This is a genomic window from Rhodococcus sp. 15-725-2-2b, assembly GCF_002259075.1.
Lineage (GTDB): Bacteria > Actinomycetota > Actinomycetes > Mycobacteriales > Mycobacteriaceae > Rhodococcoides.
On sequence record NZ_NPFL01000002.1, the window covers coordinates 78,126 to 104,204 of the forward strand.

General features: G+C 65.1%; 22 protein-coding genes and 1 riboswitch. Of the genes, 9 read left to right on the forward strand and 13 right to left on the reverse strand.

The window, feature by feature from the left end:
• Nucleotides 1-5: 5 nt before the first annotated feature.
• Nucleotides 6-1,145 (reverse strand): MFS transporter, encoded by a 1,140-nt coding sequence (locus CH306_RS00460; RefSeq protein WP_032398222.1) that lies wholly within the window; start codon nucleotides 1,143-1,145, stop codon nucleotides 6-8.
• Between the two features lie 334 nt (nucleotides 1,146-1,479).
• A riboswitch (SAM riboswitch) is annotated at nucleotides 1,480-1,602 on the forward strand.
• 172 nt (nucleotides 1,603-1,774) lie between these two features.
• Between CH306_RS00460 and CH306_RS00465 the strand changes: the two genes are divergently transcribed.
• Nucleotides 1,775-3,124: a bifunctional o-acetylhomoserine/o-acetylserine sulfhydrylase gene (locus tag CH306_RS00465; RefSeq protein ID WP_082073732.1), complete on the forward strand. Its 1,350-nt coding sequence runs from the start codon at nucleotides 1,775-1,777 to the stop codon at nucleotides 3,122-3,124.
• Complete coding sequence (metX, locus tag CH306_RS00470; protein WP_373453515.1) at nucleotides 3,118-4,266, forward strand: homoserine O-acetyltransferase MetX; 1,149 nt, start codon at nucleotides 3,118-3,120, stop codon at nucleotides 4,264-4,266. Before CH306_RS00465 ends, metX begins: the two co-directional genes overlap by 7 nt.
• Before the next feature lie 15 nt (nucleotides 4,267-4,281).
• Here the strand turns inward: metX and CH306_RS00475 are convergent, their stop codons facing one another.
• The 3 genes from CH306_RS00475 to CH306_RS00485 are packed head-to-tail and all read right to left on the reverse strand — an operon-like array spanning nucleotide 4,282 to nucleotide 6,133.
• A complete protein-coding gene (locus CH306_RS00475) occupies nucleotides 4,282-4,599 on the reverse strand; it encodes a DUF3017 domain-containing protein (RefSeq protein ID WP_045195859.1) in 318 nt (105 codons plus the stop codon).
• An 11-nt stretch (nucleotides 4,600-4,610) separates the two neighbouring features.
• Nucleotides 4,611-5,468: a bifunctional methylenetetrahydrofolate dehydrogenase/methenyltetrahydrofolate cyclohydrolase gene (locus tag CH306_RS00480; RefSeq protein WP_032397475.1), complete on the reverse strand. Its 858-nt coding sequence runs from the start codon at nucleotides 5,466-5,468 to the stop codon at nucleotides 4,611-4,613.
• A gap of 56 nt (nucleotides 5,469-5,524) precedes the next feature.
• Nucleotides 5,525-6,133 (reverse strand): pentapeptide repeat-containing protein, encoded by a 609-nt coding sequence (locus tag CH306_RS00485; RefSeq protein ID WP_094645353.1) that lies wholly within the window; start codon nucleotides 6,131-6,133, stop codon nucleotides 5,525-5,527.
• Between the two features lie 33 nt (nucleotides 6,134-6,166).
• On the opposite strand from CH306_RS00485, the gene CH306_RS00490 reads away from it, so the two are divergent.
• Nucleotides 6,167-6,631: a tRNA (cytidine(34)-2'-O)-methyltransferase gene (locus CH306_RS00490; RefSeq protein WP_179272905.1), complete on the forward strand. Its 465-nt coding sequence runs from the start codon at nucleotides 6,167-6,169 to the stop codon at nucleotides 6,629-6,631.
• A gap of 118 nt (nucleotides 6,632-6,749) precedes the next feature.
• Here CH306_RS00490 and CH306_RS28740 read toward each other — a convergent pair whose 3' ends face one another.
• Entirely contained in the window at nucleotides 6,750-7,013 is a 264-nt protein-coding gene (locus CH306_RS28740) for a hypothetical protein (protein WP_141214721.1), read from the reverse strand.
• A 176-nt stretch (nucleotides 7,014-7,189) separates the two neighbouring features.
• On the opposite strand from CH306_RS28740, the gene CH306_RS00495 reads away from it, so the two are divergent.
• The 3 genes from CH306_RS00495 (at nucleotide 7,190) to CH306_RS00505 (ending at nucleotide 11,511) form a co-directional block, all read left to right on the forward strand.
• Nucleotides 7,190-7,744 carry a DUF6764 family protein gene (locus CH306_RS00495; protein ID WP_176459253.1) on the forward strand — a complete coding sequence of 185 codons (555 nt, stop codon included), beginning with the start codon at nucleotides 7,190-7,192 and terminating at the stop codon, nucleotides 7,742-7,744.
• A gap of 266 nt (nucleotides 7,745-8,010) precedes the next feature.
• Nucleotides 8,011-10,386: an HNH endonuclease signature motif containing protein gene (locus tag CH306_RS29735; RefSeq protein WP_094645355.1), complete on the forward strand. Its 2,376-nt coding sequence runs from the start codon at nucleotides 8,011-8,013 to the stop codon at nucleotides 10,384-10,386.
• A gap of 240 nt (nucleotides 10,387-10,626) precedes the next feature.
• The gene (locus CH306_RS00505; RefSeq protein ID WP_256980994.1) at nucleotides 10,627-11,511 is read left to right on the forward strand and encodes a methyl-accepting chemotaxis protein; all 885 of its coding nucleotides are present in this window, start codon (nucleotides 10,627-10,629) and stop codon (nucleotides 11,509-11,511) included.
• Between the two features lie 15 nt (nucleotides 11,512-11,526).
• Here the strand turns inward: CH306_RS00505 and CH306_RS00510 are convergent, their stop codons facing one another.
• Nucleotides 11,527-12,456 (reverse strand): SDR family oxidoreductase, encoded by a 930-nt coding sequence (locus CH306_RS00510; protein WP_094645356.1) that lies wholly within the window; start codon nucleotides 12,454-12,456, stop codon nucleotides 11,527-11,529.
• A gap of 122 nt (nucleotides 12,457-12,578) precedes the next feature.
• Nucleotides 12,579-13,418, reverse strand: coding sequence for a helix-turn-helix transcriptional regulator (locus CH306_RS00515; RefSeq protein WP_032397483.1), 840 nt, complete (start codon nucleotides 13,416-13,418; stop codon nucleotides 12,579-12,581).
• Between the two features lie 75 nt (nucleotides 13,419-13,493).
• Here CH306_RS00515 and CH306_RS00520 point away from each other — a divergent pair, with 75 nt between their 5' ends.
• The gene (locus tag CH306_RS00520) at nucleotides 13,494-14,219 is read left to right on the forward strand and encodes an SDR family NAD(P)-dependent oxidoreductase (RefSeq protein ID WP_094645357.1); all 726 of its coding nucleotides are present in this window, start codon (nucleotides 13,494-13,496) and stop codon (nucleotides 14,217-14,219) included.
• 15 nt (nucleotides 14,220-14,234) lie between these two features.
• On the opposite strand, the gene CH306_RS00525 is transcribed toward CH306_RS00520, so the two are convergent.
• Together CH306_RS00525 and CH306_RS00530 are read right to left on the reverse strand one after the other, a co-directional pair.
• The gene (locus tag CH306_RS00525) at nucleotides 14,235-14,735 is read right to left on the reverse strand and encodes a metallophosphoesterase family protein (protein ID WP_032398227.1); all 501 of its coding nucleotides are present in this window, start codon (nucleotides 14,733-14,735) and stop codon (nucleotides 14,235-14,237) included.
• A 23-nt stretch (nucleotides 14,736-14,758) separates the two neighbouring features.
• Nucleotides 14,759-18,034, reverse strand: a complete 3,276-nt coding sequence (locus CH306_RS00530; RefSeq protein ID WP_094645461.1) for an error-prone DNA polymerase — start codon at nucleotides 18,032-18,034, stop codon at nucleotides 14,759-14,761.
• A gap of 140 nt (nucleotides 18,035-18,174) precedes the next feature.
• Here CH306_RS00530 and CH306_RS00535 point away from each other — a divergent pair, with 140 nt between their 5' ends.
• On the forward strand, nucleotides 18,175-20,304 hold the full coding sequence (locus CH306_RS00535; protein ID WP_094645358.1) for an MMPL family transporter: 2,130 nt from the start codon (nucleotides 18,175-18,177) through the stop codon (nucleotides 20,302-20,304).
• Nucleotides 20,305-20,338: 34 nt separating this feature from the next.
• On the forward strand, nucleotides 20,339-22,339 hold the full coding sequence (locus CH306_RS00540; protein ID WP_094645359.1) for an SDR family oxidoreductase: 2,001 nt from the start codon (nucleotides 20,339-20,341) through the stop codon (nucleotides 22,337-22,339).
• A gap of 10 nt (nucleotides 22,340-22,349) precedes the next feature.
• Here CH306_RS00540 and CH306_RS00545 read toward each other — a convergent pair whose 3' ends face one another.
• The 4 genes from CH306_RS00545 to CH306_RS00560 are packed head-to-tail and all read right to left on the reverse strand — an operon-like array spanning nucleotide 22,350 to nucleotide 26,039.
• Complete coding sequence (locus CH306_RS00545; protein ID WP_094645360.1) at nucleotides 22,350-22,859, reverse strand: hypothetical protein; 510 nt, start codon at nucleotides 22,857-22,859, stop codon at nucleotides 22,350-22,352.
• A 9-nt stretch (nucleotides 22,860-22,868) separates the two neighbouring features.
• Nucleotides 22,869-23,633, reverse strand: coding sequence for an alpha/beta fold hydrolase (locus CH306_RS00550; RefSeq protein WP_373453511.1), 765 nt, complete (start codon nucleotides 23,631-23,633; stop codon nucleotides 22,869-22,871).
• A gap of 22 nt (nucleotides 23,634-23,655) precedes the next feature.
• Complete coding sequence (locus tag CH306_RS00555; protein ID WP_094629814.1) at nucleotides 23,656-25,230, reverse strand: Y-family DNA polymerase; 1,575 nt, start codon at nucleotides 25,228-25,230, stop codon at nucleotides 23,656-23,658.
• Nucleotides 25,227-26,039 (reverse strand): hypothetical protein, encoded by an 813-nt coding sequence (locus CH306_RS00560; RefSeq protein WP_179272933.1) that lies wholly within the window; start codon nucleotides 26,037-26,039, stop codon nucleotides 25,227-25,229. The genes CH306_RS00555 and CH306_RS00560 overlap by 4 nt, the downstream gene beginning before the upstream one ends.
• Nucleotides 26,040-26,079 lie beyond the last annotated feature (40 nt).

The following is a 26,079-nucleotide window of genomic DNA, read 5'->3' on the forward strand; positions in this document are numbered from 1 at the left end:
CGACTCTACGCAGCCGAACGCTTGTCCATCCACATGGCGGTGGCGAGAACACCGAGACCGGCCACCGCCAGGCCCGAGCCGACAGCGGCGGGTGCCGTGTAGCCGAATCCGGCGGCGATCACGGCACCACCGACTGCCGCTCCGATGGCGTTGGCCAGGTTGAACGCGGCATGGTTGAGCGATGCGGCGAGCGTCTGGGCGTCCTCGGCCACGTCCATCAACCTCGTCTGCAGACCGGGTACCACCGAGGAGCCGGACGCACCGATGAGGAACACCAGCAGTAGCGCGGTGATCGGGTTGTGTGCGGCCACGACGAACACCGCAAGGAACACGGCAGTGGCGGCCAGGCCGACGAAGGTGCCCTTGAGCTGGTAACGGTCGGCGAGCCATCCGCCCGCGTAGTTTCCGGCGACCATTCCCAGGCCGTAGATCATCAGGGCGACCGGGACGAGTGCGCGGGCCAGCCCGGCGACATCGGTCAGCGTCGACGCGATGTAGGTGTACACCGCGAACATGCCGCCGAATCCGACGATGCCCACGAACAGGGTCATCCACACCTGGCTGCGGCGCAGTGCGCCGAGCTCCGTGATGGGGCTGGTGGTCGGCATCGCGTCGAGTCGCGGCATCCAGAGAACGAGCGCGGCGACGGTGAGGGCACCGATGACGGCCACGAGAGTGAACGCACTGCGCCATCCCAGCGCCTGCCCGATCCAGGTCGCCACCGGTACGCCGACGACGTTGGCGACCGAGAGTCCCATCATCACCATCGCCACGGCCTTGGCTCGTTTGCCGGGTTCGGCGAGGTGGGCAGCGACCAGGGCCGCAACACCGAAGTACGCACCGTGCGGCAGACCCGCAACGAATCGCGAGGCCACCAGCTCGTCGAAGCTCGGCGCGAACACGGTGCCGAGGTTTCCGAGGGTGAAGGCCACCATCAGCGCCAACAGCAACATCCGGCGCGGAACGCGGGCAGCCAGGGCTGCGATGGTCGGGGCACCGACGACCACACCGAGCGCGTACGCGGAGATCATGTGGCCGGCCGAGGGCTCGGAGATCCCCATCGTCGTCGCGATGTCCGGCAACAGACCCATCGACGCGAACTCCGTGGTGCCGATTCCGAAGCCGCCGATGGACAGAGCCAGCATCGCGAGCTTGCGGCGGGTGGAGTGCGGTCGGTGACTGACACTCAGGCCACTCGACACCTTGCCGCGCGCAGCGCTGACTCGGGCAAGAGCGGAATCGGTGACAGTCACAGCAATACAACCTTCGTGTGGAGATCGGGGGCAGAGGAAGCGTCCTGGAGTCGAGCCTGTGAAAGAAGGCCGACCGAAGCAGGAACGTAGCTCCGGTCAATTGTCTTCCCGAAGGTGTCCCGTTTTCGCGTCTACGAGCGGTGATAGTCCTCACCCGAGCATCTGCTCGAGTTCCGGCCGAGCCCTTGTTCCGGTGATGTGCCGTCACCCGCTAGGATATTCGCCAGGTCATGAGTGCCAGCATCGAGCCCCGGCTTGCTGGCCGGCAACCCTCCAACCGCGGTGGGGTGCCCCGGGTGAACGACCAGGCCGATCCGGTATGCGAGTGCCGTATCGACAAGCGCGGGTCCGCAGGAAGCGGACCCACTGAACCTTCGGCCCCCAGGGTCCGAAGCCTGTCAGGAGGTTCTCTCATGTGTTGCTGTACCGATACGCCCCGTAGCGCTCGACTTCTCGAGCTTCATTCGACATTCGAATCGTCTTAGACGGACTCGTCCAAAGAAAACGGAGTATCACCAGCCATGACCGATTCCACACCGGACGTCGTCGACGCCACCGGGGCCCCCACCGAGGATCCGTTCACCGATCCTGCCGCCGACTGGAGCTTCGAGACCAAGCAGATCCACTCGGGCCAGACTCCGGACGGCACCACCAAGGCTCGTGCGTTGCCGATCTACCAGACCACCTCGTACACGTTCGACAACACCGATCACGCAGCTGCCCTGTTCGGCCTGGCAGAACCCGGCAACATCTACACCCGCATCATCAACCCGACGCAGGATGTCGTCGAGCAGCGCATCGCCGCCCTCGAAGGTGGAGTCGCGGCGTTGTTGCTCGCATCGGGTCAAGCCGCCGAGACGTTCGCGATCCTCAATCTCGCGGAGGCAGGCGACCACATCGTGTCGAGCCCGCGGCTCTACGGCGGCACGTACAACCTGTTCCACTACACGCTCCCCAAGCTGGGCATCACCGTCTCGTTCGTCGACGATCCCGACGATCTCGAGCAGTGGCGTGCCGCGATCACTCCGTCGACCAAGGCGTTCTACGGCGAGTCGATCTCGAACCCGAAGAACGACATTCTCGACATCCCGGGGATCTCGGCCGTGGCCCACGAGAACGGCATCCCGCTGATCGTGGACAACACGGTGGCGACGCCGTACCTGCTGCAGCCGTTGAAGCACGGGGCCGACATCGTGGTGCACTCCGCGACGAAGTATCTCGGCGGCCACGGAACGGCGATCGCGGGCGTCATCGTGGACGGCGGGACGTTCGATTGGACGCAGGGCCGTCATCCCAACTTCACCACCGCGGATCCGAGCTACCACGGCGTCGTGTTCGCCGATCTCGGTGCGCCCGCATTCGCGCTGAAGGCACGCGTTCAACTGTTGCGCGACATCGGTGCTGCGGTCTCGCCGTTCAACGCCTTCCTCATCAGCCAGGGTCTGGAAACGTTGAGCCTTCGGATCGAGCGGCACGTGGCGAACGCACAGAAGGTTGCCGCCTTCCTCGCCGGTCGCGACGACGTCGTCTCGATCAACTACGCCGGACTCGAATCCTCGCCGTGGTACCAGCGCGGGCAGGAGTTGTTGCCGAAGGGGCAGGGCGCGATCATCGCGTTCGAGCTGAAGGGAGGCGTTGACGCGGGCAAGAAGTTCGTCAACGCACTCACTCTCCACAGCCACGTCGCTAACATCGGAGACGTGCGTTCACTCGTCATCCATCCCGCTTCCACCACCCATTCCCAGCTGACTCCGGAAGAGCAGCTGGCGTCGGGTGTCACTCCCGGCCTGGTGCGTCTCGCCGTGGGCATCGAGGGAATCGACGACATCATCGCCGACCTCGAGGTCGGATTCAGCGCGGCGGCATCTTGAGCCACAGCTGCGACACAGGCGTTCGTCCGGAGGCGGTACTTCCGTCTCCGGACGGGCGGTTGGGAACCATCGACATCGGTGGTCTCGATCTCGAGAACGGCGCTCGAATCCCCCAGGTCACCGTCGCGGTGCAACGCTGGGGCGAACTCGCCACCGACCGCAGCAACGTCGTGCTCGTCGAGCACGCCCTGACCGGGGACTCGCATGTATCCGGTCCGCCGGATGCCGATCACGCTCTGCCCGGTTGGTGGAACGGAATGGTCGGTCCCGGCTGCCCCATCGACACCGACGAGTGGTGCGTCGTGGCGACGAACGTGCTCGGCGGCTGCGGCGGGACCACGGGCCCGAGCAGCATTTCTCCCGACGGCATGCCGTACGGATCTCGCTTCCCGGACATCTCCATCCGTGATCAGGTCGCTGCCGAGGCGGCCGTGGCCGACGTACTGGGAATCGAGCGGTTCGCAGCCGTCGTCGGCGGCTCGATGGGCGGGATGCGCACTCTCGAATGGATCGTGGGCCATCCCGACCGAGTGGCGGCCGCCTTGGTCCTGGCAGTCGGCGCCAGGGCAACTGCCGACCAGATCGGTACCCAGACGACACAGATCGCCGCGATCAAGGCCGATCCAGGGTGGCTCGGCGGCAACTACCACGACACCGGCACCTCGCCGACCGCCGGACTCGGCATCGCGCGACGCATCGCGCACCTGACGTACCGGACCGAGAGCGAACTCGACAACAGGTTCGGGAACACACCGCAGAACGACGAAGACCCGTGGGCCGGCGGCAGATACTCCGCGCAGAGCTACCTGGAGCATCAGGCTGCCAAACTCGTCAACCGGTTCGACGCGGCGACGTACGTACTGCTCAGTGAGGCAATGAACCGTCACGATGTGGGCCGTGGTCGCGGCGGAGTGGCCGAAGCCCTTGCGTCCACGCCGGTTCCGACGATCGTCGGCGGAGTCGACTCCGATCGCCTGTATCCGCTTCGCCTGCAGAAGGAGATCGCTCGCGAACTCCCGCAGTGCCGTGGACTCGAAGTGATCCAGTCTCGCGACGGACACGACGGTTTCCTCACCGAGGCCGATTCGGTGGCGAAGCTGCTCGCCGAGACGATGGAGCTGGCCCGCCTCGGACGGCGCTGACACCGCCGGACAAGGTCAGTCGGTCCCCAGCGGATCGATCGACAGCGACAGAAAGACGATCGCTCCGCCGACGCAGCCCAGCGCCAGCACATCGAACACGCGACTGCGCACTTGCAGTGTGCCGACTCGTGTTTCGGGCAGGCACAGCCGCAGGACGGCCGCCAGCAGTGCGGCGCATCCGAAGATGAATGCGCCGCGCCGCCAGCGATCGGCCAGCACCAGAATCAGCGCGGCGAGGACGACGACCGAGACTGCGACGATCGGTAGATTGCGCGTGACTGCAGCGCGAAATCCTGTGTCGAGCTCCCGCCGCGCATCCTCTGGATGGTTCACGTCCGGTTCGCTCAGCTCTCGGCAGCGACGCGCTCGGCGCGTTCGACGACATTGGTGAGCAGGAAGGCCCGCGTCAGCGGGCCGACACCTCCGGGGTTGGGCGACAGGAATCCGGCCACCTCCGCGACATCGCCTGCGACGTCGCCGCGCAGTCCGTCCTCGGTGCGGGTGACCCCGACGTCGAGCACCGCAGCACCCGCCTTGACCATGTCCGCAGTGATCAACCCGGGTACTCCGGCAGCAGCGATGACGATGTCCGCGCGTGAGACCTCGGCGGCCAGATCACGAGTTCCTGTGTGGCACAACGTCACTGTTGCGTTCTCGGAACGCCTCGTGAGCAACAGGCCGATGGGTCGCCCCACCGTCACTCCGCGGCCGATGACCACCGCGTGCGCACCGTCGAGAGCAACGTCGTAGCGGCGCAGCAGGTGCACGATCCCGCGAGGTGTACACGGCAGTGCGGCATCCTTGCCCAGTACCAGCCGTCCGAGATTGATCGGGTGCAGACCGTCGGCGTCCTTGTCCGGATCGATTCGCTCGAGCGCAGCGTTCTCGTCGAGATGCTTCGGCAAGGGCAGCTGGACGATGTAGCCGGTGCATTCGGGGTTGGCATTGAGTTCGTCGATGACGGCTTCGAGATCTGCCTGGGTGATGTCCGCGGGCAGATCGCGACGAATCGAGGTGATGCCGACCTTGGCGCAGTCGTTGTGCTTGCCCCGGACGTACGCGGCCGAACCCGGATCATCGCCCACCAGCACGGTCGCCAGACCTGGGGTGATGCCCTTCTCACGCAGCGTTGCCACGCGGGCGGTGAGATCGACGAATATCTCGTCACGGGTCGCTTTGCCATCGAGAATCGTTGCAGTCACCCGGTCATTGTTCCAGGTTCGGCGTCAGCAGCGGCGCACCGGTCCGATCACCACCGTCAACCCTCGACGACGAGCCCATGAGCTGCCGCATAGGCCACCGCCTGCATCAGCTCGATCTTCGCGTTGCGCACGCTCGCGCTCACCCACAGAGATGCGTCGGCGACGGCTCCACGAAGATCCGCCTCGTCGAACTTCGCATCGATTGCCCTGGCACCCGAGAAATCGACCGAGCGCACGGTTGCCTTCCGGAAGTCTGCGAACACGAGGTTCGCTTCCCGCATCCGGCACCCCGTCAGATCGAGGCCGCGAAGGTCCGCGTTGCCCAGCGATGCGAGGGTGAAGTCGACTTCGTCGTAGGTCGCTGGACGCATGCGACTGTCGACGAACACGGAGCCCATCATGGTCGAATGGCGAAAAGTGCTGTGCTGCAGATTGGTCCGAGTGAAAGTGCACGATCGAAATGCAGAGTTCGTATGAACCGATTCGGTCAGGTCGGTACCGGTGAAGTCGCATTCGGAGAACACCACCGAGTCGGTTCGGACGCCGCTCATGTCCGCGTCGCGAAAGGTACATCGAACGAACTGCCTACCGGTCCACTCCTGCCCGTCGAGCCGCGTGTCGGAAAAATCCTCACCGATCGTCTGTTCGTCGTCCACCTGCCCCATACTTCCCGGGCTCGTGATGGCAGAGTGAACCGGGTGTTTCGACTCATGTTCTTCGAGCCCCGCATTCCACAGAACACCGGCAACGCAATACGCCTGGTCGCCGGGACCGGCTGCGAACTGCATCTGGTGGGCCCGCTCGGCTTCGACATGTCCGAGCCGAAACTCAAGCGGGCAGGCTTGGACTACCACGATCTGGCGTCGGTCACCGTTCACGAAGACCTGCCGTCGGCCTGGTCCGCACTGGCACCGACGCGAGTGTTCGCCTACACCGCTCACGCGAGTCGGTCCTATGCCGACGTCGCGTACGAACCCGGCGACGTTCTTCTGTTCGGACCGGAACCGACAGGATTGCCCGACGAGGTTCTGGACGATCCCCGCGTGACCGATCGACTCCGTATTCCGATGATTCCGGGCCGTCGATCGCTCAACCTCGCCAACGCAGCAGCGGTGACGATGTACGAAGCATGGCGGCAACACGGGTACGAAGGCAGCGTCTGACGGGTTTGCGTTCGAGCGCGCGCTGACCGGGACGGCCGGCGACGCCCTACTCGCGGCCGACCGACCGTGTTGCCGACCCGGATGCGGTTGTCGGGATGCCGGTGCACGACCTGCACCACTACGTAGAACTCTCCGACGGAGGCGAACGGCTGCCTTCGGTATCGGCGGTGAAACTCATTGTGAGCGTCGACAAATCGTCGGCGACAATCGGCAGCTGCCCGGTAACGATTTTCTTTCGTTCGCCCGGCACCCAGGATTGCTGCCGCTCGGAGCCCCCAGCCACCTCTGGCACGAGCAAGAGATCTGTTCGATGCACTGAAATATCAAGAGATGGAACATAATTCGCCGCATCGGACACCGAGCACGATGGCGACTTGAACATGGCTCGGACGGTCCCAACCGCGGCAGCCGGGGTGCGCGAAACCGGACTTCTACGGCGATCCGTCACCGGATGCCTGCGGCACCGTTACACAAACTGCGCCTGCTTGCTGCCATGGACTGGCGGGGCGGGGTACCGTGTGCCGCACCGGCCCGTTTCGCTCGTGAAGGAGCTTTCTTTTGTTCTCTGTTTCCCTGCCCCGTTTCTCGTCCGCCAACTCCTCCTCCGCGCGCACATCCAGTCGGTTCTCCAGTCGAATTGCCCGCACCGCAGCAATATTCGCCATGGGCTCGGGATTGACGGTCGCCGCCCTGTCGGGCACGGCCACTGCGTCGGCAGCCCCCGTCAACTGCGTGTCTCCGCCTTCGGCCAACGACATCCAGGTCGACGACACCGCGAGCTGCGGAGCGACCTCGAACGGCACCGGACGGGCCACCGCAGGTGCTGCCGACAGTGGCACCGCAGTCAGCGTCAACGACGGCCCCGGCGCGACGACTACGTACGCCAACGGATACGGCGTCGCCCTCGGAGCGAGCAAGAATGCGGGCACTGCCTACGCACTGGCACTCGGTGGCGGAATCGCGCACTCGTGGGCCGATGCCGGGCAGACGACCCTCGCAGTCGCCGGGTGGGGATCCGGCGCTACCTCGGAGGCTCAGGGCGTCGATTGTGTGGGACCCCTGTCTCTGGCACTGAACCTCACGAGCGGCCAGTTCTGCGTCCTCGGTAGCTGATTGCCCGGTTCCACAACAGATATTCAGTCGAACGGAGCCGATTACCCCGACACGAACTCGTCGAGGTAATCGGCTCCGCCGACATATACGGTGTGGCCGGACTTCTCGATCGGCGTGACGACAGCCCGTACACCGGCGGATCACCGCCTTCGGGCATACAAGTCGGCACTCCCCAACCGCCCTTCCGTTTCTTGTCGGTGGCCCGGGTTAGTCTTCTTTCAGTTCGAACGCACGTTCTGAAACGTTGCTCACCGGGGGGGTGAAAGATGGGTGCACTGCCAGCTGTGTCACTGGAGGCGTTGACCGCGGCCGCGCGTGCGGAGAATCGGCAGGCCGCCCGCAAGATCACCGCCTGTTACGAGGTCCATCGGAGCTGGATCACCCACGACATCGAGTACAAGCAGTACAGCCGATACGGGTGCACCGAAATGGCCGTCGCGTTGGGATGCTCGGCGACGGTCGCCGAATCGTATATCTCGGTCGGCGTCGCCCTGCACACCCGACTCCCACTGCTGCGCAGAGCATTCGAGACCGGGGAGATCGACCTTCCGCGGGTGCGCACGGTGTGCCGGATCCTCGACAACCTCTCCGACGACATCGTCACCTCCGTCGAAGCCGAGGTCGTCGAAGCAGCCCACCGGTTGTCACCGGGTCCACTCGAGAAGGAGATCTGGGACATCCTGTTCCGGGTCGCCCCCGAGGAAGCAGCCGCACTACGCGAATTCGCGAAGAGGTTCCGCACCGTCACCTACACCCCGGCCGGGGAACTGGCCCGGATCCGGGCGGAGTTGACCGCCCCGGAAGCTGCCGCTGCGTGGCAGTTGCTCGAGGAGATGGCCGACACCTTGTGCCCGAAAGATCCGCGCGGGAAGAAGGAACGCCTGTGCGATGCGTTCATGGCCCGCATGCACGGCGAACCCCGACTGGCGTGCCTGTGCCGACGGGAGGACTGCCCGAAAGCGGATGCGGTGTTGCCCGATCGGCGGGTGCCGTTGACGATGGTCACCGTCGACATCGCCACCCTGATCGGGTTGCTTGCGAACCCGGCGTATCTGGCCGGGCACGGTTCCATCGATCCTGACCTCGCTCGGGAGTTGGCGCGCAGCAGTCAGTGGCAGATCCTGCTCACCGACGCAGTTACCCTCGCCGAGAAACTCGGACTGGCCGTGCAGAACCCGGAAACCGGGGAATGGGAACGAACACCGAAAATGCAGACGCAGGAGTCGGACTCAGGGTCGGGAGCGACAGCGGACACGGACACTGACACTGACGCCGACTCAGGGACAAACACCGCGTCGGGAAGACGCGCTACCGAGACCCACAGCCGCACCGACAGCAACCCGGAACCCGAGTCCGAGACCGAGACCGAGACCGAGACCGAGACCGAAACTTGCACGACCACAGGTGCTCCCGTCGACGTCGTCACCGATGCGACCACTGCCCCGGAGGTGGAACCGGCGAACGGATCCGTCACCGCTGCATCGCCGACATCCTCGCCATCTCCGACCAGCACGCCGGTAACGAACACGACCACCTCGCCCTCACTCTCACCTTCGCCCTCGCCCTCGCCCGCATCAGCACCACCGACAGCGGCGGGATCTGCGTCCGACCCGGAAACAGATCCCGACCGTGACTCAGATCCAGCAGTCGTGCATGCAGCATCGGCACGAGGTGCGGTCGGCACATCGAGTTCGACACCCGTCCCGACCGGAGAACCACCTCGAACACCGGATCCGGCACCTGCACCAACACCGATGCCGCCCAGCACTGCACCCGATCGAACCCGAACTCCTTCTGCTTCGGATCGACCCGAGCAACCCAGGACGGTCCCGCCGACACCTGGACTACCGCCGGCGACGAACAACGCAGCGACCACTCCAGGCGCAGACACATCCTCACCTGTACCCGACGGCGGCGACAAACAGCGACGGACGCAATCACTGACCGCCGCCGCAGCGCTGTTCTGTACCCACACTCCCGTCGGCCGGGGCACACGGCACAGCTCTGCCCTCGGTCTGCCCGCCAGCGACCCGTGCTCGACACTGCGGCCGAATCGAACCGTCCACAGAGCAGGCCGCACACCCGGGGGCCTCTATCTCGGCACCGCCTCCCTTGCTGCCGCACTCGAAGCTGCCATCGCCGCCGACCCCACCCTCGGAAAGTCGGTACCCCGCGACCCCTTGACCGACCGGGCCCTGATCTACCGACCCGACGCCCTCACCACCGCAGCGGTCCGATTCCGCGACAAACACTGCCGCTTCCCCGGCTGCCACCGCCCCGCCGCCCGCTGCCAACTCGACCACGTGAACCCGTTCGACCACAGCAACCCCGTCGGCGGCGGCTGGACCACTGTGGGCAATCTGCAGTGCCTGTGCGAGTACCACCACTGCGTCAAAACCGCCGGCTACTGGAAAGCCGTCATGCTCCCCGGCGGAGCGATCCTGTGGACATCGACATCGAAGACCACCCGAATCACCCTGCCCGCCAACGGCACCGCCGTCCCCATCCTCGGCAACGACCTCAGACCACACATCCCCACCCAACCGAGAAACTCCGGCATCATCGCCTACCCCCACCCACCCGACCACCGGAAGTCGGAATCACCGTCGGACAGTCAGGACACCGACACCCCGCCCTTCTGAAGATCGAACTTTCGTGAAGGCCTTGGGGACCCGTGCCGGCGCTCGCGTCGAGGTCGGGAACCCGAACCCACGTGCACGAACACGATGAACCGTCGGCCCTCGGCCGAACGACGACATCGGTCCGTGCGGCCTGCAGAATGGTCATCGCTCATCGACCGGCATACTCGAGAAATGAGCAATTCACGTGCAAGAGCTCGCCCCCGGGCACTATCGTTGCACGGCCGCATCAGAGTATTGACGATGAGCGTGGCAGCCCTGGCAGTCGCAGTGAGTGCTCTCGCGATCTATCTCGTCGCAGAACAGGCCCTCCGCTCACAGATCGTGGACCGCGTCGAACGCAACAGCGACGCTCTCATTGCCAGCGCCGCATCCGGCGTTCCGGCGGGTCTCTTCGGCTTCGGTATAGAAGACACCGAAGGCACCGCGGTGAAAGCAGCGCTGGTGACGCCCGACGGCACGTTGGTGACGTCGACGACTGGCACCGAGCCGTTCACCAATTCCGACGGAGTTCTGGACGACGCGGAGAAATCTGTCGTGGACGGCACCGTCGAGCAGTCGCTGCGCGAGGTACGAGGCTATTACCTGTCGGCAGCACGCACCGGCTCCGGCGGAACGATCATGGTGGCCGAATCGCTCAATGAAGCGTCACCCTTGCTGGCCAAGCTCACACTCGCACTCGTCATCGTCGGAGCATTTCTCGTCGCGCTTGCCGGCGTCGCCGGTGCAGCCGTGGCCCGTACCGGCCTCAGGCCGGTACGCCGACTTCGCGCGGGCACCGAACGTGTGGCCCGGACCGGGGACTTCGAGCCCATCGATGTCAACGGTGACGACGAACTGGCTTCACTGGCCAACAGCTTCAACGAGATGTTGGCGTCCCTGTCTCGTTCGCGAGCACGACAGGGGCAACTGATCGTCGACGCAGGAGCGGAACTGATGGAGCCCCTGACGGCCCTGCGTACGAACATCGACCTACTGATGTCGCTCGACGGGCCCGACGCACCGTCGATGTCCGAAGACCAGCAGGACCGACTGCGCGTCGAGGTCATCGCTCAGATGGACGTCATCATCGGATTGGTACACGATCTCGTCGATCACGCCAGGGAGCCCGCGCCGACACCCCAGTGAGGACCTTCGAGTGGATCAGGACGAGAGCCGCACCCCGGTGAGCTGTTCGGACACCTCCCAGAGTCGGCGTGCATCGTCCATGCTGCGCATCGGCTTCCACATGCCGACCTCGGTCGGTGGCCCGCCGATGACTCGTTTCGGGCCGAAGAACTGATCCCCACCCGCGGCTCCACCCGCGGCTGCAACCAATCCCGGCCGTGCTGCACTGTCCACCGTGCCCGCGATGCCGACGCGGGCAAGAACGCCGATCAATCGTCTTCCTGCCGAATCTTTCGGGCGCCCCAATTCCGGTTGTGCCGCAAGCAGATTGGTCGGCGAAACTCCGGGGTGAGCGATGTTGCTGGTGATTCCCCAGCCGCCGGCCCTGCTGCGCGCCTCGAGTTCGCGTGCGAACAGAGCCACCGCGAGCTTCGATTGACCGTAGGCCTTCATGACGTCGTAGGAACGCTCCCAGTTGAGATCGTCCCAATTGATGGTCGCCGACCGTGCCGCAATGCTCGTCTGATGGGTGACTCTCGCATCACCTTTGCGCAGCAGCGGCAACAGACCGAGGGTGAGCGCGAAGTGGCCGAGGTGATTGGTGCCGAACTGCAGCTCGAAACCATCCTGGGTGACCTGGCGTGCAGGTGGCTGCATGACACCGGCGTTGTTGACGAGTATGTCGATCGCCCGTCCATCGGATGAGAAATCGTTCACCAGAGCGGAAACGGATTCCAACGACGACAGATCCAGCGCCCGAGTGGCGACCTTCGCTCCCGGCACGGCGGCTCGGATCGATTCGGCGGCCCGCTCCCCCTTGGTGGCCGAGCGCACCGGCATCACGACCTCGGCACCGGAGCGGGCGAGCTGCGTGGCGATGACCGTTCCGATCCCGTCGCTCGCTCCCGTGACGACGGCCACCTTGCCCGTCAGATCGCGAAGGGATGTGTGTGCTGTTCGGCTCATGACAAGCTCCTGTGTCGGTGTTGATCGTGTGGATTCGACCTGCAGAACCCATGTTCGACGATTGCCGCGGGCTCATCCAGGACTTGCCGATCCACTGATACGACCGCCACCGTCGAATCGCGTCAGGACAGAACCTGAGTTCCCACCACCGCGAGCAGTTCCAATTTGGCGTAGCTCTCGCTGCCGGGCACTGCCGTGTACACCAGCAGTCGATGCGCCTGCTCGGGGTCCAGCAGTGTCTGGCAGTTCAGTTGCAGCAGGCCGACCGTCGGGTGCAGAAACCGCTTCGACTCGGGTGGGTGAACTCCCACTTCGCGCTTCGCCCACAGGGTTCGAAACTCCTCGCTGACCTCGAGCAATTCTGCGGACAGGTGCGCAGCTCTCGAGTCGGGTCCGCGAAGAGTGACGATCTCGCGCAGCCCCGACGCGTACACCCGAGACAGCACCGCACGCTCTTCGGGCGGGTACGACTGCCGGGCCTCGGGGTCGGTGAACCATCGGTATCCCAGACTCCGGTTCGGCCCGGTGCGCAGCGACGCATCACCTGTCAGTGCCGCACCCAGCGGCGTCTGACGCAGCGTCTCTCCGATTTCGGACACGATCTCGGCGGGCGTGTCGTTCAGGCGGTCCAGAATTCGGAGCATTCCCGGGCTGACGTGCTCGCTCGACGAACCGCGGGCAGGAGGATTGTGCCCGGCCAATCGAAACACGTGATCACGCTCACCGAGCGACAGATGCAGTCCCTGCGCGATCGAGGCGATCATCTGCGCCGACGGAGCGGGTCCGGTAGCACGTTCGAGTCGTGCGTAGTAGTCGGTCGACATGTGGCACAGCTCGGCCACCTCTTCGCGGCGTAGGCCCTGAGTCCGTCTGCGCTGCCCTCGCGGCAGCCCGACGTCCTCGGGTTGCAGAGATTCGCGCCGCTGCCGGAGAAACACTGCCAATTCCGATCGATCGATCACCGCGGAGCCCCTTCCGGTCGAACGCGGTTGCCTCTGCCGCAATTGTGCCCTCTCCGCGATGGCTATTGTTCAACGATGAGCGCTCCCCTGACCATCGTCACCGGTGGAAGTCGCGGAATCGGTGCCGCCGTATCCCGACGGCTGGTGGCCGACGGGCACGATGTGGTGATCGGCTATCGCTCCGACGCCACCGCCGCGGAAGGGTTGGCCGCCGAGCTGTCGGCATCCGGCCGAACCGTGATCGCCGTACGCGCCGACACCACCGACGAGCAGGCGGTGATCGATCTGTTCGGTGCCGCCGGCGAGATCGGGGCTGTCACCGGTCTGGTCAACAACGCCGGTTCGGCACGCGCAGTCGGGCTGCTGGTCGACAACGACATCGAGACCATCAGAGCAGACCTCGACGTCAACCTGGTCGGTGTGCTCACCTGCTGCAAGTACGCGATCGCGGCGATGGTCGAATCGGGTGGCTCGATCGTCAACATCTCCTCAGCTGCCGCGACTTTGGGCAGCCCCGGCATGTACGTCCACTACGCGGCGGCGAAGGCCGCCGTCGATACGCTGACAGTCGGTCTGGCGAAAGAAGTTGCTGCGCAGAACATTCGCGTCAACGCGGTGGCACCGGGCATCATCGAGACCGACTTCCATCGCGATCGACAGCGACCACAGAAGATGGCGTCGAGCATTCCCCTCGGCCGCCCCGGTGCGCCGGACGAGATCGCCGGAGCCGTGTCCTGGTTGCTCTCCGATGATGCGCGATACGCGACCGGAACCGTCGTCAGGGTGGCCGGCGGAATGTGAGTACTTCGGTCGTGACTACCGAGGGGCGATGCGATGCAGCTCCACGTTCGTCAGCGCACCGTCTTCGGCTGTGGCGGTCATGTACGTACAGTACGGTTGGCGGCGCCGATCCGTCGGTGACCCGGGGTTGAGCAGCCGAAGACCGTTGTCCGCGAACGTGTCCCACGGGATGTGACTGTGGCCGAACACGAGCACGTCCGTCTCCGGGTACGCCGCGGCCATGCGTCGTTCACGTCCCGTCGCAGCTCCGGTCTCGTGGATCACGGTGAACCGAACCCCGCCGAGCACGACGTCGGCGCGTTCGGGCATCAGCGCGCGCAACTCGTCACCGTCGTTGTTCCCCCAGCACGCGACCAGACGACGCGACCGCCGTGACAGTTCCTCGAACGATGCGAGGTCCACCCAATCACCGGCATGGATCACGACATCCGCGTCGTCGACGGCCGCCCACACCTCGTCGGGCAGGTCGCGTGCACGTTTCGGGAGATGAGTGTCGGCGATCAGCAGCAACTTCACCCGTCGATTGTGCACGCCGCCCTTCATCGGAAGTCCCTCGATCTGGACGCAACTCGTAAATCCATCAGTTGCAGATGATCGGCAACCACGGTCACCGCACCCTCGGCGTTCTGTACCTTGCCGCGAATCAGCAACGCCGGAGCCGTGATTGCCAACTTGCGGTACTTGGCCCACAACCCGACCGAGCACACCACGTTGACCATGCCGGTCTCGTCCTCGAGGTTGATGAACGTGACGCCTCCGGCCGTGGCCGGCCGCTGGCGATGCGTCACCGCACCGCCGACGAGCACTCTGTCTCCGTCGGGGATCTGCAGCAGTCGATTCGCGGGAACCACGCCGAGCGAATCGAGCCGATCTCGAAAGAACTGCGTGGGATAGGAATCCGGTGACACACCGGTTGCCCAGACGTCGGCCGACGCCAGATCGAGATCCGACATGCCCGGTAACGCAGGCGCTTTCGTCGACGCTCCGATGCCGGGCAGCAGGCCGGGACGCTCCCCCGCCGCCGCACCCGCAGCCCACAGTGCCTCTCGACGGGTGATGCCGAAACACCCGAGTGCGCCTGCCGTTGCCAGCGCTTCCGCCTGCGCCACCGACAGTTCGACGCGTCCCGTCAGGTCCAGGAACGAGGTGTACGGCCCGTGTGCGTCTCGCGCGTCGACGATCTTCTGAGCCAGAGCAGTACCGATGAACTTCACGTCCGCCAACCCCATCCGAATCTCGAGGCCGTTTCCCTCCAGGTTCGCATGACCGAGACTGGCATTGACGTCGGCACCGTGGACCAGCACGCCGTGTCGCCTGGCGTCGGCGACCAGAGATTGCGGTGAATAGAAACCCATCGGCTGAGCGCGCAGCAGTCCGGCACAGAACGCCGCCGGGTGATGCAGCTTGAACCAGGAGGAGTAGAACACCAGTGAGGCGAAGCTCTGCGAATGGCTCTCGGGGAAGCCGAAATTGGCGAAGGCCGACAGCTTCTCGTAGATTCGGTCGGCAGCTGTACCGGTGATGCCGTGCAGGTCGCGCATCCCGTCGTAGAACCGTCCCCTCAGCAGTTCCATCTTCTCCGGTGACCGTTTCGATCCCATGGCACGGCGTAGTTGATCGGCGTCGGCGGCACTGAAACCCGCAACATCGATGGCCATCTGCATCAGCTGTTCCTGGAACAGCGGCACACCGAGTGTTCGATCGAGCGCCTTCTTCAGCGACGGATGCTCGAAGATCACCGGCTCGAGTCCGTTGCGGCGCTTGATGTACGGGTGCACCGAACCACCCTGGATCGGACCGGGACGGATCAGCGCGACCTCGACCACCAGATCGTAGAAGTTGCGCGGCTTCAGACGCGGCAGAGTGGCCATCTGCGCGCGGGACTCGACCTGGAACACCCCCACCGAATCGGCTCGCTGGAGCATCTCGTACACCTCGGGCTCGGACAGATCGATCGAGGCGAGTTCGATGTCGATGCCCTTGTGCTCGGCGATCAGGTCCATCATGTAGTGCAGCGCCGAGAGCATACCGAGTCCGAGCATGTCGAACTTCACCAAACCCACTGCGGCACAGTCATCCTTGTCCCACTGGAGCACACTGCGGTTCTCCATCGTCGCCCATTCCACCGGGCAGACGTCGGCGATCGGACGATCACAGATCACCATGCCGCCGGAGTGAATGCCGAGGTGACGTGGGAAGCCTTCGATCTGACGGGCCAGGTCGAGAACGGAGTCGGGAATTCCGTCGCCGTCCTGATCACCGATTCCGGACCAGCGGGTGATCTGCTTGCTCCACGCGTCCTGTTGTCCCTGCGAAAAGCCGAGCGCACGCGCCATGTCTCGTACCGACGACTTGCCGCGGTAGGTGATGACGTTGGCCACCTGGGCGGCATGAGTGCGGCCGTACTTGGCGTAGACGTGCTGGATCGCCTCTTCTCGACGATCGGATTCGATGTCGATGTCGATGTCGGGCGGCCCGTCGCGCTCGGGTGCGAGGAACCGCTCGAACAGCAGCTTGTTCGCCACCGGATCGACGTTGGTGATGCCGATCGCGAAGCAGACAGCCGAGTTGGCCGCCGAACCCCTTCCCTGACAGAGGATGTCGTGAGTCTTGCAGAAGTGGACGATGTCGTGGACCACCAGGAAGTAGCCGGGGAATTCGAGCCTCTCGATGATGTCGAGCTCGTACTCGAGCTGCGAATAGGCGGCCGGGTTCGCCGACTGCGAGCCGTACCGACGGGCGGCTCCCTCGAACGTGAGTCGACGCAGATAGCTGATCTCGGTGTATCCGTCGGGCACATCGAACGGTGGCAGGCGCGGCGCGATCAGCTTCAGATCGAACGAACACTCACGACCGAGCTCGACGGCACTGCGCACCGCGCCCGGATAGTGACGGAACAGTTCGGCCATTTCCGCCCCGGACCGTAGATGTCCACCGCCGGTCGGTGCCAACCAACCGGCAGCCTCGTCCAAGCTGCTCCGTGCGCGCACAGCCGCCATCGCCATGGCCAATCTCCTGCTACGCGGACCGGCGTAGTGCGCGGCCGTGGTGGCGATCGTCGGAAGGCCGTACCGCTGCGCCAGAGTCGCGAGTGCGTCGTTGCGCTCGTCGTCGTCTGCGACGCCGTGCCGGGTGAGTTCGACGGTGACACGATCGGATCCGAACCGGTCGACGAGTGTGCGCAGCGCGGCCTCTGCTGCCTCCGGACCACCACGCGAGAGCGCCTGGCGAACATGCCCCTTCCGGCAACCGGTGAGAATCTGCCAGTGACCGCCCGCCGATTCGGTGAGTTCGTCGATGTCGTACTGCGGCTTACCTTTGACCCCGCCCGCCAGGTGTGCAGCGGCGATCCGACGCGAGAGCCGGCGATACCCCTCCTGTCCGCGAGCGAGCACCAGTAGGTGGGTGCCGTCGGGATCGGTCTCTCCGGCTCGGGATCGATGGGTGTCCAACGAGAGTTCGGCACCGAACACGGTTCCGATACCGAGAGCTCTGGCTGCCTCGGCGAACCGCACGACCCCGTAGAAACCGTCGTGGTCGGTGATGGCGATGGACTCGAGGCCGAGGCGTACCGCTTCCTCGACCATCTCCTCGGGCTGCGAGGCACCGTCGAGAAAACTGAACGCCGAGTGCGCGTGCAATTCCGCGTAGGGAGTCACCGACAGAGTGGGCTTGTCGATGGTGCGGTCGTAGACGTCCCTCTTTCGTGACCACGCCGGGCTGTCACCTCCGTCACCCTCGGCCACGGGCTTCGGGCGTCCGGACAGGACTCGTTCCATCTCCGACCACGTGGGTGGTCCGTCGTTCCATCCCATCGAGACCACCTTCCCTCACGTCACCACCTCATCGAACACTTGTTCTAATGAGAACACGGGGGTCCGACACGGATCAACTAGAGTCGAATCGCCACTGACCCTTTTTCGCCGAATCCCTTTCACAGAGCCGGAGCACAGACGTGACGCGTTGGGCCTCGTTCGTCGTATCGCACAAACGATGGGCACTCGCAGTTGTCGTCGCCGTCGTCGCCGTCGGCGGAATCTTCGGACTCGGCGTCTTCTCGAAACTGAGCGAGGGCGGCTACGCCGACGCAGGCAGCGAATCGTCCGAGGTCGCACGGCTGGTGCAGGGCATAGGCCAACCGACCCCCGACATCGTCGCGATCTACACCGCCCCCGAGGGCCGGTCGATCGACGACATCGGACCACAGGTGCAAGCGACGCTCGACGAGTTCAGCAGTCGATACACCCTCGGCAACGTCGCCTCGTACTGGAGCGCAGACCCGATCAGCAAGGAATTCCTGGTCTCCAAGGACCGAACCAAGGCGTTGGCCACGGTGTACCTCGGCGCGAACTCGGGCGTCACGTTCAACACCTTCGGCGAGCTTCCACCACAGCTCGAAGTGCCCGGCATCGAATCTCAGTTCGCCGGCGCAACGGTGGTGGGAGTCTCGCTCAGCGAAACCCTCGAACGCGACCTGATCCGCTCCGAGATCATCGCTGTTCCCATCACACTGCTGCTGCTGATCTTCATCTTCGGCGGCGTGATCGCCGCAGCGGTTCCGGTCTTCGTCGGCATTCTGAGCGTGCTCAGCTCCCTGGCCATCCTGCGAGTGCTCACCGAGTTCACCGAAGTCAGCTCGTTCTCGATCAACGTCGCGTCGTTGCTGGGACTGGGCCTGGCCATCGACTACGGACTGTTCGTCGTCAGCAGGTTCCGCGAGGAACTGCGCGGTGGATCGACGCCGATCGACGCGACAATCCGCACCGTCGCCACCGCAGGCAAGACCGTCGTCTTCTCCGGACTGCTGCTGATCTGCGCATTCGCCGGGATGCTCGTCTTCCCGCAGGCAGTGATCCGATCTCTCGGGTTCGGGGCCATGGCCGCAGTGGCGAGTGCAGCCGTCCTGTCACTGACCGCGGTTCCCGCCCTGCTCGCCATTCTCGGTACCCGCATCAACTCCTGGACGTGGTCGCGCACAGCGTCCGACCGAGGCGATGCACGCGCACACAAGTTCTGGGGCGGCGTCGTCACCCGCGTCATGAAGCATCCGGGCATCGTCGCTGCCGTCATCGTCGCCGGCTTGCTGATCATCGCCACCCCGATCCTGAAGGTATCGCTCGGAGAGGTCGACTACACGGCACTGCCGAAGGACAACCCTGCGCGCATGGCGTTCGAGACTCTCGGCTCCGACTTCGAATCCACCGGCGAGGGCGCAACCGTGGTTCTGCGCGGCCTGGACGGCGTCAAGCCTCAGGGCGCACCGATTGCGGCGCTCACCTCCGCCGTGGAATCCACGCCCGGTATCGCCCGAGCCGAATTCCTGGGCTCGAAAGACGATTTCGTGACGCTGCAGGCGTCCTACAGCGAACCGACCGGCGGGCTGAGCGAGGCCGAATCCCAATCCGACGCAGTGGCGACGCTGCGCGCGATCACTCCTCCGGACGGTACCGAGATCCTCGTCGGCGGCGGACGAGCCAACGTCGACGACGGCAATGCGGCGATCGCGAAGTGGCTACCGGTGATGATCACGATCATGGTCGTCTCGACGCTGGTGTTGCTGTTCCTCGCATTCGGATCGATCGTGTTGCCGATCAAGGCGGTCCTGATGGCCGGACTGAGCCTGGCCGCCACCTTCGGCGCACTCACGTGGGTGTTCCAGGAAGGCCACGGAGCCGGCCTGCTCGGCGTCACCCCCGGTCCGCTCGAATCGACGTTCGTGGTTCTCATTCTCGCGGTCATCTTCGGCTTGTCGACCGACTACGAGGTGTTCCTGATGTCGCGCATGGTGGAGGCTCGCGCGGCTGGAGCGAGCACCGAGGAAGCGGTGATCTTCGGCGCTCAACGCACCGGACGCATCGTGACCGCGGCGGCGCTGATACTGATCGTCGTCACCGGGGCCTTCACCGTCTCGGGTCTGTCGATCATGAGGTTCCTCGGCGTCGGAGTCATCCTGGCGCTGATCATCGACGCCACCATCATCCGGATGTTGCTGGTTCCGTCACTAGTCAAACTCATGGGCGAGGCGAACTGGTGGGCACCGGCCTGGATGAAGAAAGTGCACGAAAAAGCAGGTATCGGGCACTAGCACCGGAACTTACCTTGGAGTAAGGTCGGCTCGCATGGCGAACTACATCGTAACCGGCGGTACCGGGTTTCTCGGGAAGAACGTCCTGCCCCGATTGCTCGAACGTGATGCGCTCGCCGCGATCCACGTGCTGGTGCGTCCGGGATCGGTGGCCCGTCTCGAGCGATTGGCACAGCACCTCGACGACGGCGACCGAATTCACCCGCTGGTCGGCGATCTCACCGAGCCGGAGCTCGGACTCCGAGACGTGCCTACCGACATCGACCACATCCTCCATCTCGGAGCCGTCTACGACCTGACCGCAGGCGACGAGCAAGCCCCGACCAACGTCGCCGGAACTGCCTCGGTGATCGGCCTCGCCGAGAAGACCGGGGCCCGCCTGCACCACATCTCGTCGATCGCCGTTGCGGGCGACTATCGAGGAACGTTCTCCGAGAACGACTTCGACCTCGGCCAGAATTTTCCGACTGCCTATCACCGCACCAAGTTCGAGTCCGAGAAGTTGGTCCGCGACAGCGCTGCGGACTGGCGGGTGTATCGGCCTGCCGCGATCATCGGGCACTCGGAGACCGGTGCCATCGACAAGGTCGACGGACCGTACTTCTTCTTCCCGTTCTTCGCGGAGCTGGCCAAGCTGCCCTCCGTCGTACCGATCACGGTGCCTAAGATGGGCGCTACCAACCTGGTTCCGGTCGACTACGTCGCCGACGCCATCGTCGAGCTCGTGCATCGAAACACCGCTCCCGGCAGCGTGTTCCATCTGGTCAATCCGACGCCTCAGTCGATGGCAGAGGTCTACGCCGCGTTCTCGTCGGCAGCGGGATCTCGCGCGCGAATCGTCGACGTGCCAGGAGCGCTGGTCGCTCCCGTGGTCTCCCCCAGGTCCAGGGCCGTGCGCAAGCAACGCGACGCTGCCCTCCGTGATCTCGGAGTACCTCCGGTGATGCTCGAACACCTGACTCTGCCCACCGTGTTCGAGTCGGCATCGACACAGAAAGCGTTGCAGGGCAGCTCGATCACGCCGCCACCGCTGCGGACGTACGCCGATCGAGTGTGGACTCACTGGCGGGAGAACTTCGATCCCAAGCGCAACCGCCGAAACGACCCACGCGGGCCGCTGTTCGGCCGTCACATCGTCATCACCGGTGGCTCGTCCGGAATCGGCCGTGCCAGCGCCGAAGCAGCTGCCCGCAAGGGTGCGGTGGTCATTCTGCTCGCGCGCGGTCAGGATCAACTCGACGAGTTGGTCGAGCACATCCGCGAATCGGGCGGCACCGCCTACGGTTACTCGTGCGACGTCACCGACAGCGAATCGGTGGATCAGACCGTGAAAACGGTTCTGAGCGAACACGATCACGTCGACATGCTGGTGAACAGCGCCGGACGATCCATCCGCCGCGCGCTCTATCGATCCACCGATCGATTGCACGACTACGAGCGCACCATGGCCGTCAACTACTTCGGGGCGATCCGTTTGGTGCTGACACTGTTGCCACACATGCGTGAACGTCAGTTCGGGCACGTGGTCAACATCTCCAGCGCTGCGGTCCTCGGACACCCGCCTCGGTTCTCGGCCTACGTGGCCAGCAAGGCCGCGCTCGACGGCTTCACCGATGTGGCTGCCGCAGAGACACTCTCGGATGGAATCACCTACACCACCATTCACATGCCCCTGGTGGACACACCGATGATCACCCCGACGGGAGACAAGAACGTCGGTCCGGTGTTCTCACCGGAGAAGGCTGCCGCGATCGTCATTCGCGCACTGAGCGACAAGCCGAAGCGAATCGACACTCCACTGGGAACACTCGGGCAATTCGGTGCCATGTTCGCCCCCAAGGGCAAAGACCGCACGATGCATCAGCACTACCGAAAATTTCCCGAATCCGCGGCAGCCAAGGGTGAAACGCCGGTCACGATCGAGGACGGGAAGGTGCCCTATCGGGTGCGTCCCTACGATCCGAAGGCTCCGAGCGCACGCATCGGCAAGGTGATCCGACGAGTCGGAAGACTGGTCCCCGGTACCAGTTGGTGACCGGCAGAACTCAGCGCAACAGAGCCTTTGCCCACACTCGCAGAAATCCCTGACTCAGGTACGTCAGAGTGCCGATGGCGAGTGTCCATTTGACGGTGCTGACCACGGTGGTGGCGCGGACGACGGTGTCGGCGATCCGTTCTCGGTTGTCGACCAACACCAGTCCGACGACATTCTCGATGTAGTCCCCGGCGGCGGAGGCAACGGGAGCGACGGCCAATGCCGTCGTCACTGCGGGGCTCAGCTGAGTCTTCTCCGCCAGGCTCCTCGCGCCTGCACGCAGCGCGACGGCATAGATCGCGGGATGTACGAAGTCGGGCAGATAGTGGCTGCGGAACCGAGCGATCTCGGTCTCGTCCATGCTCGCCAGGATCTGCCGGTAACGCTGGGCGGACCACGCCGTCTGTACGGCAAGCACTTTCGGAGCTGCGGGGCCGAGCAGTCGGGCGATGTTGGCCTGGGATACGACGAACAGCGCCGACCAGCCCAGCATTCTGCGATCGAGCACGCTCAGAGACATGCACGGATCCTAGTTCGTCAGAAACGGCAGAACTGCTGCCTCGAACGCCGAGTATCCGTCGCGATGGATGCTGTGCCCGGTGCGGAACGCCTCGACGCGGCAGGTCGGAATCTCGGCGACCATCGCGTCCAGCCGGTCCGGATCGACCATTCCGCCCGGACCTCCGCGAAGTACCAGCGTCGGAGCCGTGATGTCGGCCAACGACTCCCACCACTGTGGATTGGGCCGACGGAACTGCTCGAGAGCAGTGGTGGTCATCGAGCGATCGAAGGCGAGTACCGCGCGGGGATGCAGAACGACACTGGTCGCTGCGTGCCAGAGTTCGGTCACCGACGGCATCCTGCCGGTCAGCGTCGGCGGAGCGTCTCCCGGCCGAATCGGTATCGGAAGCTCCTCGAGGACCAGACGGCGGACGAGCTGCGGGCGACGCTGCGCGACGAGCGAGACCGCGTATCCGCCCAGGGAATGCCCGACGAGATCGACTTCGTCGAGCCCTAGGTGGTCGATCAACGCCAGCAGGTCTGCCCCGAAGGAATCGAATTCGTACGTGGACGTGTGCGCACTCTTGCCGTGTCCGCGCAGATCGACGGTGATCACTCGGCTGCCCTGCGCGGTGAGTGCACGGGTGAACCGATCCCAGGTTGTGCTGTCACCGCCCATTCCGTGCACCAGCATCACCGGTACCGAATCCGAGTTGGCGTGCCCCAGCGGGGTGAACGAGCGATACGCGATGTCGACGCCATCGAGGTCGACCGTCTCCGACATCATCTGCATTCTCTCGACGGTAGCGGTGCCGCTATTCGTAGATTCCTTCCACCCGCCACCGACCCTCGTCGAACACCAGCAGCAAGGCCCTTTCGTCGTCGAGCACCACCTGGGCTCGCGCCGTCGGACCCGTCGCCGCGTGGCCACTGTCCCACCATCGCTCGTCCACCGGCCACGGCCCGGCCAGACCCGTCAGTTCCCATTCCTTGGTGCCCCAGCGCAATCGCGACGGCGGTGCATCGAACACACCACGATCGGTGACGCCGATTCCGGTCCCCGACCGATTCATCAGCGTCACCGTCGGACGTGTCTCGATCACTGCCGCCGGAGCAGGCTCCGGGAGCCGTCCCGGCCAGGGATCCGACGGATCGGACATCGGCACCAGTTCGTCGCCGAGTGGACGCAGGGTGATCCGCTCGGCCGGCCCGCGGCCACCGCTGAGCACACCACCGAGCACCGATTCGCCGCCGAGCAGACCCTGCACACGCACCAAGGCCCGACGCGCCCTCTCGTCCTCGTCCCCGACACTGCCCCACAAACCCAGCTGCAGCTCACCGGCGGCCACCACTTCGATGGGTTCGAGCCGTAGCACGGTGATCGCGGACGTCGGCTTGTTCTCGCTACGCCCCGTGATCCAGCCGTCGAGCTGCCAGCGCACGCGGTCGGCTGTTCCCTCCGGCGTCAACGGCTCGGCGCAGCGCCATATCCGCGACAGATTCTCGCCGTTACCGGTACTGGCGTGCACCAGCAGACGAGTACACGCAACGGCAGCGGCAGCGAGCTTGGTGTGCAACTGCTCGGCCAACCCGCGCCCGGCGAACGCAGCTGCGTCGACCCGATCGATCGGCGGATCGCACAGGTACTCCACATCCAGGTCCGGCGGCAGAGCCCTGGCCGACGGCGGACGTTCGGGCTCGCCCCTGGCACTGCGATGGGCCAACACCGCATCGGTACCGAAGCGCGACGCGACATCCCCGGGAGACAGGGCCGCGAAGTCGCCGATCGTTCGTAGACCCAAGCGTCGCAACAGATCCACCAGCTCACCGCGATCGGCCGCAGACATGCTCGGTTCGGCCGAGAGTTCTGCCACCGGTAACGGTGCGAGAAAGCCTGCACCCCCGCCGCGCGGCACCACCTGCGCATACCGTGCGGCGACGACCGCGGTGGACAGCTCGTCGGCGATACCGATCTGACATTCCACACCGGCAGCCGACGCTTCGTCGATCAACCGTTCCGCGGCCCGATGTTCGGTACCGAAATACCGTCCGACGCCGCGGGCAGAGAGAACCAGCAAGCCCGGTCGCAGCACTTCGACTCCCGGCGCGATGGCGGCGACGGCCGAGACCACGGGCTCGAACAATCGCGCATCACGATCGGTATCGGCGAGAGCGACGTGCACATCCGGGCACCGCGCCTGCGCTTCCCGACGGCGCAGGCCGCGCTTGATACCCGACGCCCGTGCCGTCGCCGAGCACGCGACGACCCGATTGGCCGAGGTGACGACCACCGGATGCGTCGCAGGGAGATCGGCCTGAGCAGCTGCTGCGACGGCGGGCCAATCGGGACACCACAGTGCAAGAACACGGCTGGAACGATCGATGCTCATGTCGAGACCGCGATCGACAACGGATTCTGTTCGCGCTCCTCGGCATGCCACTCGATGCGGCCGTTCTCCGAACGCAGGTCGAGTCGAACGGTGCGGGGCCGCATCGCCTTGCCGCGAGCGCACACCGACAATCGGACGCCGCGTAGTCGGCCGCGGCCCAGCTCCAGGCCCGTGCCGAGGCCGTCGTATCCGTGCACCGATGCGTCCAGTCGTAGCTCTGCCCCGTCCCAGTGCCCATCGGTCACCAGCAGCGTCGACCCCTTGCTCCGCGCTCTGGCCACCACGGCCCTGGCCCGAGTGGGCGAAACCGACAGACCGCCGAGACCGAGTACCACGAGATCGACACCGTCGAGCAGAATGGCCGCCACTTCCACCGGGTCGGGACCGGGATCGGGAATCAGAGCCAGCTTGCTCAGTTGTGCACCCATTTCCACCGCGGCCAGAATTCCGAAACGAGGCTGCCCGATGACGACGACATGCCCGCCGGCACCGGTCACCGCGGCCACCAACCCGATCAGGAGCGAGCCGGCACCGGAAACCGAGGCCACCGTTCCACGTACCAGTCCACCGTGCGGCAGCACCTCGATCAGCGCGGACGGCACCGGAAGAACGGGCCGCTGACGGGTCGGACGCGGTATCGACGGTTCCGGGTGCACCGGCTCGACGGGGTCCGAATTCTCGATACGCACCGATGCCGTTTCGCCCCGAGAAGGCACGGCGGCCATCCGGCTACGCAGCAACGCCACACGCTCCGGCAGCGACAACCCGACGAGCACATCCGGCGTGACGGAAGCTCCCGATACAGTCATGTCACTCCCCTTCGCGGCGTAGAAAATCGAGCCGAAACTT

Coding starts and splice junctions, on each gene's coding strand:
- CH306_RS00510 (WP_094645356.1), bottom strand. CDS start 12,456: ATGAGCCGAACAGCACACACATCCCTTCGCGATCTGACGGGCAAGGTG.
- CH306_RS00550 (WP_373453511.1), bottom strand. CDS start 23,633: ATGCAGATGATGTCGGAGACGGTCGACCTCGATGGCGTCGACATCGCG.
- CH306_RS00460 (WP_032398222.1), bottom strand. CDS start 1,145: ATGCTGGCTCTGTCCATCGGCGGCTTCGGAATCGGCACCACGGAGTTC.
- CH306_RS00465 (WP_082073732.1), top strand. CDS start 1,775: ATGACCGATTCCACACCGGACGTCGTCGACGCCACCGGGGCCCCCACC.
- CH306_RS00540 (WP_094645359.1), top strand. CDS start 20,339: ATGGCGAACTACATCGTAACCGGCGGTACCGGGTTTCTCGGGAAGAAC.
- CH306_RS28740 (WP_141214721.1), bottom strand. CDS start 7,013: ATGTTCAAGTCGCCATCGTGCTCGGTGTCCGATGCGGCGAATTATGTT.
- CH306_RS00555 (WP_094629814.1), bottom strand. CDS start 25,230: ATGAGCATCGATCGTTCCAGCCGTGTTCTTGCACTGTGGTGTCCCGAT.
- CH306_RS00520 (WP_094645357.1), top strand. CDS start 13,494: ATGAGCGCTCCCCTGACCATCGTCACCGGTGGAAGTCGCGGAATCGGT.
- CH306_RS00485 (WP_094645353.1), bottom strand. CDS start 6,133: ATGGGGCAGGTGGACGACGAACAGACGATCGGTGAGGATTTTTCCGAC.
- CH306_RS00560 (WP_179272933.1), bottom strand. CDS start 26,039: ATGACTGTATCGGGAGCTTCCGTCACGCCGGATGTGCTCGTCGGGTTG.
- CH306_RS29735 (WP_094645355.1), top strand. CDS start 8,011: ATGGGTGCACTGCCAGCTGTGTCACTGGAGGCGTTGACCGCGGCCGCG.
- CH306_RS00545 (WP_094645360.1), bottom strand. CDS start 22,859: ATGTCTCTGAGCGTGCTCGATCGCAGAATGCTGGGCTGGTCGGCGCTG.
- CH306_RS00530 (WP_094645461.1), bottom strand. CDS start 18,034: ATGGGATGGAACGACGGACCACCCACGTGGTCGGAGATGGAACGAGTC.
- CH306_RS00505 (WP_256980994.1), top strand. CDS start 10,627: ATGAGCGTGGCAGCCCTGGCAGTCGCAGTGAGTGCTCTCGCGATCTAT.